Here is a 13,166-nt window from a genome sequence, read left to right on the forward strand (position 1 = left end):
GACACACATTTTGACCTATAGCCCCAAAAGCCCTTAGAATAGGGCCTTATGGCAGCAGTACAACATCGCGCGACCACGCGCACTAGTAATACCGATAACAACACCACGAAAACGAAGTCAAAGGCGACTTCTGCCCGAAAGAGCCCCGCAACCAAGCGCAAGAGAGTCAGCGCCGAAACGGCACGCGCCGCAGCAGCGCTGAAAGGCCTGGCTGTCGAAGCCCCCGCACCGTCCATCGAAGCAAACGAGCCCGGCCAGTTCGGCCGCATCAATGTCATGGACATCACTCCCGCCGAGGAGCGCGGCATCTTCCCCGCCCGTGTGGAACTCGGCGAACCGTTTGAGATGACCGCCCAAGTGTTCATCGAAGGCCGTACCAAGGTGGGTGCCACCGCCATCGTGCGCAACCCGCGCGGCAAGGAAACCATGCGCCGGGCCATGACCTGCGTAAATCCCGGCCTCGATCGTTGGGCCGTGATGGTCAAGTGCGGCGAGCACAGCGATCTGAAGCCTTGGGAGGATGGCTACGCGGCCGTCAAGCGTCAGCTCGGCGAATGGACCGTGACCATCGAAGGTTGGGAAGACGCGTACGTCTCCTGGCTGCACGACGCCCGCATCAAGGTGCGTGTGATGGACTACGTGGACAACGCACTCAATTCCGGTGCCGAGCTGCTGGCCCGTTGGGCCGCAACCCCGGACGCCGGCCTGACCGCACGCGATCGCAAGACCTTGGAGAAGGCCGCTGAGACCATGGCCGATCAGACGCTGAGCGCCGAGGATCGTCTCGCCGCCGGCGACAACCCGACCATCGCCGCCCTGCACGAGACTCACCCGCTGCGCGACGGCATCTCCCCCAGCCAGCCCCAGCGCTTCAAGGTGGAACGCCCGAAGTCCAGCTTCGCGGCTTGGTACCAGTTCTTCCCGCGTTCTGAAGGCGCCACCATCGATCCGAACACCGGCAAGATCATTCAGGGTACGCTGAAGACCTCGATGGCCGGCCTCGAACGCGCCGCTGCCGAGGGCTTCGACATCGTCTACCTGCCGCCGGTCTTCCCGATTGGCGTGACCAACCGCAAGGGCCGCAACAACACGCTGGTCGCCGGCCCCGATGACCCGGGCTCACCGTTCGGCATCGGCTCCGAGCTAGGTGGCCACGACACCGTGGATCCGCTGCTCGGCACCATGGACGATTTCAAGGCCCTGTGCCAGCGTGCACATGAACTGGGTCTGGAAATCGCGCTTGATTTCGCCCTGCAGTGCTCGCCCGATCACCCGTGGGTCAAGGCCCACCCGAACTGGTTCCGCCACAAGCCGGACGGCTCCATCGCCTTCGCCGAGAACCCGCCGAAGAAGTATCAGGACATCTACCCGATCGACTTCAACGCCGACATGCCCGGCATCGAAAAAGAAGTCGAACGCATCATGAATCTGTGGATCGAGGCGGGCGTCACCATCTTCCGCATCGATAACCCGCACACCAAGCCGGTGCGTTTCTGGCAGGACGTGATTGCCGCCGTGACCAAGAAGCACCCGGAGATCCTGTTCCTGGCCGAGGCATTCACCCGCCCGGGCATGATGCGCGCCCTGAGCTACGTGGGCTTCACCCAGTCCCACTGCTACTTCCCGTGGCGCAACACCAAGGACGAACTGGAAGAGTATCTGCCGGTCACCAATGGCGACGACGGCTACTACCAGCACAACACCTTCTGGCCCACCACGCCGGATATTCTCACCGCTTACGTGCGAGACAACGGCGTAGCCGGCCACTGCGTGCGTGCGGTGCTGGCAGCCATGGGCTCGCCGTCCTGGGGTATCTACAACGGTTACGAACTCATCGAGAACAAGCAGCGCCCCGGCTTCGAAGAGCAGATCGACAACGAGAAGTACGAGGTCAAGGTTCGCGATTGGAGCAAGGCCAAGCAGTACGGCGTGACCGAGATGCTCACCGCGCTCAACAAGATTCGTCGCGCCCACCCGGCCGCGTTGAGCTACCACAACCTCACCGTGCTGCCCACGTCCGACCCGAATATTCTGGCTTTCGCACGCCACACGCCGGCCGAACTGACCGGTACCGGCCGAGCGGACACGTTGATTGTGGTCGTGAACCTCGATGGACACAACGCACACCAGTCGATGATTCACCTGGAACCCGGCGAGCTGGGTCTGCCCACCGACCGCCCGCTCAACGTGCGCGACGAGCTGACCGGCCGCGAATTCCAGTGGGGTTGGGACAACTACGTGTCTCTGGCTCCTTGGGCGGATGTGGCCCACATCCTGTCCGTGCAGTGATGCGGTACTGCAACGGTACTGCAACGGTACTGCAACGGTAATGCAACAGTGATGCCGTTGACGTGCATGGGTTTATCGTGCGCGTAAACCGCTAGGAATCCTCCCCTCAAGGGGAGGATTTCGTCTGTTTAGACATAGTGTCGGCATAATCTCAGCACGGTTTCTTGAGTTCCGCACCTGTTTTGCAGGCGCAAACAGGGTATTATGGTGAGACGATAACGTAACTGTCGATTTTCAAGGAGAAATGACATGGCAGAAACCTTCAACGTCGTTGTGGAAATTCCGCGCGGCTCCAAGAACAAGTACGAAGTCGATCACGAGACCGGTCGTGTCTTCCTGGACCGTACCCTGTTCACCGCAATGGGTTACCCGGATGACTACGGCTACATCGACGGCACCCTGGGCGAGGACGGCGATCCGCTGGACGCTCTCGTGATGATTCCGAACTCCGTGTTCCCGGGCTGCGTGGTCGAGTGCCGCGCCGTGGGCCTGTACCACATGGTCGACGAGGCCGGCGGCGACGACAAGGTGCTGTGCGTGCCCGCCGACGTTCGTTTCGATGACATCAAGGACATCGACGACGTCAACGAGTACCACAAGGCCGAAATCAAGCACTTCTTCGAGCAGTACAAGGCTCTGGAGCCGGGCAAGGAAGTCCTGCCGGGCGACTACTGGACTGGTGCTGACGCCGCCGAAAAGGAAATCATTGCCGCGCGTGAGCGTCTCGCGAACGAAGGCAAGTGATTTCCTTTAGGAAAGCCCGGTGGACTTTCCGGCGGCGGCGTGCGAAGACGCGACAGCGGCTGAGCCAGCATTGAGTCGGCCGCAGGCCGTCCGTAATTGCATGCCGAAAAGGAAATCGTCGCGGCTCGTCAGCATCTCGCTGATTCCGAGAAGTGATTCGATTCTGAATCGTTAACAGGAGGCCCCTTCGGGGGCCTTTTGTTGTATTCGTGGCAAAGCCGCTCTACTCTCCCTCAGTCGCAGTTTCACTGCGCCAGCTCCCTCAACAGAGGGAGCTTGTATTTTGTGATATAGTGGTGCTTTGTCTTTTCAACTAGGCGTAGGCGGCGTGTAGGAACGCTGGTCGAGGCCCATCGCGCGGTGATCCGGCGATGAACCTTCTGTCACACCATGATTTCGATAATCATTCAAATCCTACTTATTTCTGTTTCCGTAGCTATGGATGCATTCGCCGTATCCATTGGCAAAGGCCTGACCGTATCCCGCGTACGAGTACAAGAAGCCGTGAAAAGCGCCCTCTGGTTCGGCGGATTCCAGATGCTGTTCCCCATTCTCGGCTATTTCGCGGCATCTACATTCAGCAAATACGTAACCCAATTCGACCATTGGATCATCTTCGCCCTGTTGGTGTTCATCGGCGGCAACATGGTTCACGAAGCCTTCGAAGAAGATGAGGAAAACTCCAAGGAGACCGCCCAGTTCGATTGGAAGCATATGCTTCCCCTGGCCGTGGCCTGCAGCATCGATGCGTTCGCCGTGGGCGTGAGCCTGGCCTTCATGTTCACCAAAGCCCATACGGCATTCGCCATCCTCAGCATCGGTGTGGTCACCGGACTGTTCTCCGCTGCGGGCCTACACATTGGCCGCGCGTTCGGTTCCCGCTGGCAGAAGCCGGCGCAGATCGCCGGCGGCGTGGTGCTGATTCTACTCGGCATCAAAGTGCTATTGGAGCATTTGGGCGTTATCGCGTTCTGATTTAGTGCCATAAGCCCCTTCACCAGAAGGGGCTATTTTGTTTGATTTCACCGTTCCAATGCCCGACGTAGGATTGGGATAGAAATTCGATTATCTGAGAGGCGTATCATGACCGAGATCACCCAGGAGGGTTGGAAGAACAAAGCTCTGAGCATGTTGTTGGCCCAACTGACGTCCTATGTACTGTTCATCGCAGCCACGGTCATTCCCTCCCCTGGCGCCATCCCCATCATCCCTTTGATTATCGCCGCTCTGACGTTGGCCGCGTTCGTCGTGTTCTGGCCGTTCCGCGGCAGCATGCTGGATCGTATCGTCACTTTGGTGTTTGGCGCGATTTCTCTGATTTTCGTCATCGTACCTTTCCCAACCGACGAGGTTCCGCCGGATCAGACCGCTGCGGATGGCTCGGTACTTCCTTGGTATTCATGGGCACTGGCCATGGGCCTGCTGCTGGTGGTGCTGGTGGTCTTCTCCTTCGGGCGCCAGATGGCTCGTGAGAAGCGCGAACATCTTATCCGCGCACTCTCTCACGCCGTGACTTCCGGTGTGGCAGCTCTCGCCGTGGCCGGCTGGTGCTTCCTGCCTGATTTGGGCGCGATGCTCGCCAAGGGCACCGTTGCGGGAACCGTTGCCCTGATCATCCTCATCGTTTTGGGACTGGTCTTGGCCGTGGCCTCCACGTTGTGGGTGCGCGACGCCGATCCGGACCCGGATATCCGCTATCCGTGGATCGGTACCGGCCTGATGCCGGTAATGCTGATGGGCGTGACCATCGCCGCAACCGCACTGGTGCTCGGCCGTATCATCGGTTGATGGACGTCTGCCGTTCCATATTCCGCAAGCTTGTAACCTATGTGTCCACTACAAGCGCGTAGAATAATGAAAACCGTGCGAAAGCGGCATAACGCCGCCGACGACTCGTACAGCCACACCGAGCAATTGCGTAACACATTGCAGGATAAAGGGGGATTAGCGTGACGGATCTTACGTTGATGACTTTCGCCAGCGACCCCGCCACCGTTTTGCCATCACTCGCCCTGCTTTCTCATCGCGTCCGCGTACTGCCGATGGACGCAGCCAGCTTGGTGAAAATGCCAGAGAACACCATTCTGTTTCTGGATGCACGCGATGATCTGGCGACCGCCAAAACCTTGTGCCGCCTCATCCACGTTTCCGGCCTGTCCACGCCAATCGTGCTGGTGCTGACCGAAGGCGGCTTCACCGTGGTCAACTCCCAGTGGGGCATTGCGGATGTGGTGGTCGCCACCGCTTCCCCGGCTGAAGTCGAGGGCCGATTGCGATTGGTCTCCGAGCACGGCAACGCTCCCGCAGCCGCAGCAGCCGGTTCTCCCGCCGAATCCACCACCACGGTGGAAGATGGCCAGATTCGCTCCGGCGACCTCATTGTGGACACCAACGGCTATACCGCCTCCCTGCATGGACGCCCCATCGATCTGGCATACAAGGAGTTCGAACTCCTCAAGTACTTGGTCCAGCACCCCGGCCGCGTGTTCACGCGCGCCCAGTTGCTGCAGGAAGTATGGGGCTACGACTACTACGGTGGCACTCGTACGGTCGACGTGCATATCCGTCGTCTGCGCGCCAAGCTCGGCGGCGAATACGAACACCTCATCGGCACCGTGCGCAACGTGGGCTACCGATTCGACCCGCCGGAGACGGATAAGGAAGCTGCCGCCGCACAGCAGGCCGCCAAAGCATCCTCTGCCGCCATCGGCACCGATGACGATACCCCCGATCTCAACACCGCCGCCTGACAGACCAGCAGCGCTGCAAACCATCAATCATCGACATTACGCCGCTTAAGTCCATACGATGAGAGAAACCAAATCCGCGCGTCTCACGCGCATGCATGACGAATACGACATTCTGCGCCAGGTGATTCCGGCACCCGCTTGCGCACTGCATTTCTCGAATCCGCTCGAATTGCTGATCGCCACCGTGCTCAGCGCCCAGACCACCGACAAGCGTGTCAACACGGTCACCCCGGAACTGTTCGCCACCTACCCCACCGCCCGTAACTTGGCGGCCGCGAACCCGGCCCAAGTCGAAGACATCATTCATCCGCTGGGGTTCTACCGTTCGAAAACCCAGCATCTCATCGGACTGGCCACGGCACTGGACGAACAGTTCGGCGGCGTGGTGCCGCGCACGATGGATGAACTGACCAGCTTGCCGGGGGTCGGCCGCAAAACCGCGAACGTCGTGCTCGGCAACGCGTTCGATATCCCCGGATTCCCGGTCGATACGCATGTGATGCGCGTAACCGGACGACTGCGTTGGCGGTCGGATTGGCGGTCCGCACACCCTGATCCCGTGAAAATCGAGAAGGAAATCACCGCCTGTTTTCCGCCCGAAGAATGGACGAATCTTAGCCACCGACTGATTCTGTTCGGCCGGGCCACCTGCCACGCACGTACCCCCGACTGCGCCAACTGCCCGCTGTCCGACACCTGCCCTAGCTATGCGCCGCCCGCCGGCAAGAGCACGTCCAAACGCTAACTCATACCTCATCATAGTGAATTGCGGATTCTAGGCTGAATCCACCGCTAGACTGAAAACCATGCAGCACAGCAAGCGGAACAATACATGGTCCAAGTGGGGGATTTTTCTCGGAGTCGCCGTGGCACTCGGCGCACTCGTGGTTGTGGGATGGACGTTCATGCAAAACCAGTTCCAGCCGGGATCATCCCTCGATGCCGATGTGACCATTGGCATTGACGACATGCCGCAATCCTTGGATATTCGGTCCGATTCCTCTGCGGCAGCCGAGCGCCTGCTCGTCGACAATGTGTATGAGACATTAGTGACCGTCGATCAAGACAACAAGCTTCAGCCGGGACTGGCGACAAGCTGGAAGACTTCCGATGACGGACTGACCGTCACCCTGACATTGCAATCGGGCGTCACCTTCTCGAACGATCATACGTTGGACGCCTCGGACGCCGTGTGGTCGTTGCAACAGAACGTGACCAACAAGGTGGCGGACGTCGACGAGTTGGGCGATCTGGCATCGGTCACCAATCCGAACGCCACCACGGTGGTCATTACGCTCGCCAAGCCCAATCCGACGCTGCTGCGAGCGCTGTCCGGCAGGCTCGGCATTGTCTACGATTCCGAGTCGTCCAGTGCCGATTATCAACGCAAGGCCATAGCTTCCGGACCATTCACCGTGGCCGATTTCCAGCCTGGCCATTCCCTGAAGCTGGCGCGCAGCGATACCTACCATGGCACCAAAGCGGCCAGCAATATCGTTGAATTTATGCAATACTCCGACGCCGATGCGCTCAGCAAGGCCCTGACCGACGGCAGTCTCGATATGGCGGCACCGGTTTCGGCTTCGACGGCCACCGGTTTGAACGGCAAGGATGGCCTGACCGTCAAGGAGGGGGCCACTACGGATAAGGTGCTGCTGGCCTACAACAACGGCACCGATTCGCTGCTCTCCGACGAACAGGTGCGTAAAGCCTTCCGCTATCAAATCGACGCAGCCGGCATCGCCTCCGCCCAACCCGACGCAGCCGGAGCATTGGGCGGCCCCATCAGCCCGCCGGAACCCGGATACGAAGATTTGACCGGACTGTACCCGCATGACGAAAACCAAGCCGGGCAGATGTTCTCCTACTTCGGCGCGCAATACCTGACTACGGTGAATCTGGTGGTTCCCGAAGAATACCGGTCGTTGGCCGAAACCATCAAGCAGCAGATCGAGCGGCAGCCGCGCCCCACGGTGAACCTTGAAGTGCTCTCCGATGAGGATTATGCCAAACGAATCAAGGACGGCAAATGGGAACTGACCGTGATGAGCATGGACGGCACGGATGATGCCGGCATATTCGCCGACCCCGATTCCATGTTCCATTACGACCATACCGAAGCGCAACAGGCCTATGCGGATGCTCGCGCCGCCACTAATAACGCCGATTATGAGGCACGAATGAAGGCGTACGCCCGGCTGATCAGCGAGGATGCGGCCAGTGATTGGCTGTATACCCGCAAATGCTTCACTGTGGCGTCCACCAAGGTCTCCGGCTACCCGACCTCGATGATCAATCGACGCATGCCGCTGGCCGGGTTGACGGTGAAGTAGGCAACCTTCAGTCACGGACGGGCTACGCCCGATAGTCCTTGGCTCACTATCGTTCGATCGTTCGTACCTCGCCTGCGAACAGCCTACCGGGCTGTTTACTGTACAGTTCGGCTTGTCATGCAACGTGCATAAACTTTGGCTTTATGACTGAAGGCAAATCCATCATCAACGCCAACCTCACCCCGCTGCCCGACAAGGTCGGCGTGGACGGACTTGAGGACAAGTGGCGCGCCGTCTGGGATGAAGACGGCACCTACAAATTCCGCAACACCCGCGACCGCAAGGCCGTCTACTCCATCGACACCCCGCCGCCCACCGTCTCCGGTTCGCTGCACGTGGGTCACGTGTTCTCTTACACGCACACCGATGTGATTGCGCGTTACAAGCGCATGCGCGGCTACGACGTGTTCTACCCGATGGGTTGGGATGACAACGGCCTGCCTACCGAGCGCCGCGTGCAGAACTATTATGGCGTGCGCGTGGACGTGTCTCTGCCTTACGACCCGGACTTCAAGCCGCCGTTTGAAGGCACTGATGGCAAGAAGATTGACGCCAAGGATCAGGTGCCGATTTCCCGCAAGAACTTCATCGAGCTGTGCGAGCGTCTGACTGCTCAGGATGAGAAGCTGTTTGAGGCCCTGTGGCGCAAGCTGGGTCTGTCCATTGACTGGTCGCAGACCTATCACACCATCGGTCAACACCCGCAGCGTGTGGCCCAGAAGGCCTTCCTGCGCAACCTCGCCCGTGGCGAGGCCTACCAGCAAGACGCCCCCGGCCTGTGGGACGTGACCTTCCAGACCGCCGTGGCCCAGGCCGAGCTCGAATCGCGCGAATACCCCGGCTTCTACCACAAGGTGGCCTTCCGCTTTGAGGACGGCACCCCGATCTACATCGAGACCACCCGCCCTGAACTGCTGGCGGCCTGCACCTCGCTGATCGCCAACCCGAACGACGAACGCTACAAGCAGTACTTCGGCCAGTACGTCTACTCCCCTCTGTTCAAGGTCAAGGTGCCGATTCTGGCGCACCCGGCCGCCGAAATGGACAAGGGTGCCGGTATCGCCATGTGCTGTACGTTCGGTGATGTAACCGACGTCGAGTGGTGGCGCGACCTGAAGCTGCCCACCCGCCCGATCATCCAGCGCAACGGCCGTATCGTGATGGATACCCCGGACTGGATCGAGGACCCGGCCGGCCGCGAGGTCTTTGCCGAAACCGCTGGCAAGACCACGTTCTCCGCCCGCAAGATCATCGTCGACAAGCTGCGCGAGTCCGGCGATCTGGACGGCGAGCCGACCCCGACCAAGCGTATGACGAACTTCTACGAGAAGGGCGACAAGCCGCTCGAGATCGTCACCTCCCGCCAGTGGTATTTGAAGAACGGCGGTACCGACGCCAAGCTGAACGCCGAGCTTATCGAGCGTGGCAAGGAACTCGAGTTCCACCCCGACTTCATGCGCGTGCGTTATGAGAACTGGGTGCACGGCCTGAACGGCGACTGGCTGATCTCCCGTCAGCGCTTCTTCGGCGTCCCGTTCCCACTGTGGTACCCGGTGAACGCTTCCGGCGAGCCGGATTACGATCACCCGATCACTCCGTCCGAGGATCGTCTGCCGATCGACCCGACCATCGACGTGCCGGAGGGCTACGACGAGTCCCAGCGTGATGTGCCCGGTGGTTTCACCGCCGAAAAGGACATCATGGACACCTGGGCCACCTCTTCGCTGACCCCGCAGATCGTGACCCACTGGGCCGAGCCGGACGAGGCCTCCAAGGCCCTGTTCGCTTCCACCTTCCCGATGGACCTGCGCCCGCAGGGTCAGGACATCATCCGCACCTGGCTGTTCTCGACTGTGGACCGCGCGCACTTGGAGAACAAGTGCCTGCCGTGGGCCCATGCCACGCTGTCCGGCTGGATTCTGGACCCCGACCACAAGAAGATGTCGAAGTCCAAGGGCAACGTCGTGGTGCCGAACGAGCCAATCGAGAAGTTCGGCGCGGACGCCGTGCGTTACTGGGCCGCCGCCGCTCGCCTGGGCCTCGATGCCACTTACGACATCGGCCAGATGAAGATTGGCCGTCGACTGGCCATCAAGCTGCTGAACGCCACCAAGTTCGCGCTGGCCATCGGCCGTGAGGATGAGAACCATCACGTGGGCGCTGCCGCCGAGGCCGCGTGGAACCCGGCCGATGTGACCGAACCGCTGGATCGCGCCGCTATGGCCAAGCTGGCTTTGGTGGTGCGCCAGGCCACCGAGGCCTTGGAATCCTACGAGCATTCCAAGGCGCTGGAAGTCATCGAGTCCTACTTCTGGCAGTTCTGCGACGACTACATCGAGCTAGTCAAGAACCGCGCCTATGGCACTCCGGACGAGCACGGCAATGTGCCGTCCGAGAAGGCTGTGAAGTCCGCCCGCACCGCTCTGGGTCTGGGCCTGGACGCCTTCGCACGTCTGCTGGCCCCGTACCTGCCGTACGCCACCGAGGAAGTGTGGAGCTGGATGCACGCCGGTTCCGGTTCCGTGCATCGCGCCGCCTGGCCGGTCGTGGACCCGTATGTCGAGGCCGCCACCGGTGCTTCTCCCGAGCTGCTGACTTGGGCCGGCAAGGCAGTGGAGCAGCTGCGTAAGATCAAGTCCGAGGCCAAGGTCTCCATGAAGACCCCAATCCTGTCTGTGGCACTGTCCGCTGCTTCGGAAGGTGTGGACGCGATTCACGCCGCCTTGGGCGATATCGCGCAGGCCGGTCGCGTGGTCGGCAAGTTCGATTTGGTGGCCAAGCACGCCGAGGAATCCGCCGAAGACGCGCCCGAAACCGAGGTCGCCGTCGAAGCCAGCGAGCTCGGTGAGCCGCCAGCTAAGAAGCCAAAGCACTGAGCGTTGCGCGCAGCAACAAAAGAGGGGAACCTCCTATTGAGGTTCCCCTCTTTTGTTTTTTGACGTTCGGATGACGCGACTGTGGGACGGCACGCAAATATCCCGCATACACCATCACACCGTCGGAATCACGATGAGATATCGGGTTTCGGCGGTTTTTTGTTGCGTATTGGGGCTGTCGAGCTGCGCGACGGCCTGCGCCAAAAGCGTACCAGCATCACTGATTTTCACGGTCTCATTAATCAGCGCGTTCATATCGTGCTTGAGCAGCGTGCCGCCAGTGCCAAGGCCGAACAGTACTGGAGCGGTGTCAAGATTGTTGCCAGAATCGCCAGTATCGCTCAACTTGGCTGAGTCGTTCGTTCCCGAACCATCGCTCTTAGACGAGTCGGACTTATCACCACTACCGATGGCCGAAGTAAGACCACCCGCATAGTTCATCACATCGCCAGCAGACATGGACATGGTGTCATCGACCAGTGAGGTCTTGAAATGCTGCGACTGCTGCTGTTGCGCGGCTTTGGCCTGCTTACGGGCGGCATCGGCCTTACGCTTGGCTTGGGCGGCCCGGGTCTTGCCGTAAAACGATTGCGATTGCGAATCGACCAAGCCGGTCAGTGCCTGAGCCTCGGTCACCGGACCGGAAGAGACATCACCGGACGAACCATCACCATCACTGCCGGAAGCCGAGGACGCGCCGCCTTCGAACTGATCGGAGAATCGCAATACAATCTGGCGCAAGGCCGTGGCTTTGCCCGTATGCTCGGAGACGGTGGCAAGCGTGCTCATCGCGGCATCGACCTTGGATTGAGCGTCGGCGAGTTCATCGCTACCGTTGGTTTCGGCGATGGCTTGGCTCTCGTAAGCGGTGGCGCCCGAGGACGTGCCGCCGGTCAGGGCGCTCAAATTGGCCGTGTAGACGTCCGTGTATTTCATCGAATACGGAATCATTGCGGCGGAGAGCTGGCTCTGGCCATCGGCGTATTGCTTGGAGCCTCGAGTGGCTTCCTCCGAAGCCTCGGCGGTCAAATCATCCACCAGTCCGGTGGTGCCTTGCTGCTGGATGCGGCGAATCACCTCGTCCAACGCATCGACCGCACCGGCATGCTGATGTGCGGCACTGACGTTGTTCACCGCGTTGGCCAAGTCGAGTACGGCTTGAGCCAAAGGCGTGTCCCCGGACAGTTCGCCGGCCGTGCCCATCAACGCCGGCAACTGGGTGGAGGTGCCAATCGATCCAGACAGGTGCGTGGTATATGAGCCCACATACGCGGCCATATAGTCTTCAAACGTCCGCTTATGGGCGGTTTCGCGTTCGGCCACTACAGACTTGTTCAGCGCACGCTCGTTATCGCGCAGGGTTTGAAGCTGCTCGATGAGCTGTTGCTGTTCACCAGAACCGGCGTCGGTCAGTGAATCGACCAGTGTGGCGGCAGAGACGGTGAGTTGGGCGACATCCGTATCGGCAGCAGGCTGTGCGGCGGCATTCGCGGCATTCGCGGCATCGGGATTAGCACCAACTGCCGGACTGCTGGAATTGGAAGGCAATACGGCGAGCGCCACAGAACTCATGGAGAAGTCTTTGGCGTTCATATAGCAGCTGAATTCCAAGCCGGTTGCGGCTTTTCCAGCTGCGGCGACTACGGTATTGGGACCTTGCGTGGTTACCGTAATGGAGTTGTCAGCGGAAACATCATCGGCTACCTGCGTAGGCACGGTAAAGGCGACAACCGGGATCGTACGGTTGGCCTCCTTGGTTTGCGGCTTAATATCGATATACACGCCGAACAGTCCAGATGCGCCGGCAACCTCGTTTGCCTCGACGTTCGGACCGTCAAGCGAGTAGGTGACGCTGACTTTCCATGGCAGGGTGGCGGCGGAAGCGGGGATACGAGAAACCTTGGACATGCCGGAATTACTATTGGCGGAATCGGTATCAGTGGAACCGCTATTGCCGGAATCGGCACTGGCGCCATTGCCGGCGCCGCCCTTCCCTACCACATACCAACGGACCGGCTCCCCTTCGGCATCGGTGACGGCGTACATATCACTTGCCGTAGCGAGCACCGGACCGTAATCAACCGGAGTCGGACGAGACATCCAAGCACCGCCGAGAATCGAAGCCACGCACAATGCGCAACTGACCAGTGCGGCACCACATCTCATCTACGTAT

The 13,166-nt window shown here is 60.2% G+C and carries 9 protein-coding genes; 8 read left to right on the plus strand and 1 reads right to left on the minus strand.

Features of this window, described 5'->3' with window-relative positions; translation table 11 throughout:
- Nucleotides 1-48 precede the first annotated feature (48 nt).
- The 8 genes from ACEUKI_RS04055 (at nt 49) to valS (ending at nt 10,992) form a co-directional block, all read left to right on the plus strand.
- Nucleotides 49-2,289, plus strand: a complete 2,241-nt coding sequence (locus ACEUKI_RS04055; protein ID WP_080785459.1) for an alpha-1,4-glucan--maltose-1-phosphate maltosyltransferase — start codon at nt 49-51, stop codon at nt 2,287-2,289.
- 249 nt (nt 2,290-2,538) lie between these two features.
- Complete coding sequence (locus ACEUKI_RS04060; RefSeq protein ID WP_003828172.1) at nt 2,539-3,033, plus strand: inorganic diphosphatase; 495 nt, start codon at nt 2,539-2,541, stop codon at nt 3,031-3,033.
- 390 nt (nt 3,034-3,423) lie between these two features.
- Nucleotides 3,424-4,008 carry a manganese efflux pump MntP family protein gene (locus ACEUKI_RS04065; protein ID WP_080785460.1) on the plus strand — a complete coding sequence of 195 codons (585 nt, stop codon included), beginning with the start codon at nt 3,424-3,426 and terminating at the stop codon, nt 4,006-4,008.
- Between the two features lie 108 nt (nt 4,009-4,116).
- Nucleotides 4,117-4,821: a hypothetical protein gene (locus ACEUKI_RS04070; protein ID WP_186289920.1), complete on the plus strand. Its 705-nt coding sequence runs from the start codon at nt 4,117-4,119 to the stop codon at nt 4,819-4,821.
- A 179-nt stretch (nt 4,822-5,000) separates the two neighbouring features.
- A complete protein-coding gene (locus ACEUKI_RS04075; RefSeq protein ID WP_374156536.1) occupies nt 5,001-5,783 on the plus strand; it encodes a winged-helix domain-containing protein in 783 nt (260 codons plus the stop codon).
- A gap of 58 nt (nt 5,784-5,841) precedes the next feature.
- Nucleotides 5,842-6,528 (plus strand): endonuclease III, encoded by a 687-nt coding sequence (gene nth / locus ACEUKI_RS04080; RefSeq protein WP_080785463.1) that lies wholly within the window; start codon nt 5,842-5,844, stop codon nt 6,526-6,528.
- 61 nt (nt 6,529-6,589) lie between these two features.
- Nucleotides 6,590-8,116 carry an ABC transporter substrate-binding protein gene (locus ACEUKI_RS04085; protein ID WP_179133509.1) on the plus strand — a complete coding sequence of 509 codons (1,527 nt, stop codon included), beginning with the start codon at nt 6,590-6,592 and terminating at the stop codon, nt 8,114-8,116.
- Between the two features lie 143 nt (nt 8,117-8,259).
- Entirely contained in the window at nt 8,260-10,992 is a 2,733-nt protein-coding gene (gene valS, locus ACEUKI_RS04090; protein ID WP_179133510.1) for a valine--tRNA ligase, read from the plus strand.
- Between the two features lie 114 nt (nt 10,993-11,106).
- Here the strand turns inward: valS and ACEUKI_RS04095 are convergent, their stop codons facing one another.
- A complete protein-coding gene (locus ACEUKI_RS04095; RefSeq protein WP_115770103.1) occupies nt 11,107-13,158 on the minus strand; it encodes a hypothetical protein in 2,052 nt (683 codons plus the stop codon).
- Between the last annotated feature and the right edge of the window lie 8 nt (nt 13,159-13,166).

This window comes from Bifidobacterium sp. 2450, assembly GCF_041900695.1.
GTDB lineage: Bacteria > Actinomycetota > Actinomycetes > Actinomycetales > Bifidobacteriaceae > Bifidobacterium > Bifidobacterium longum.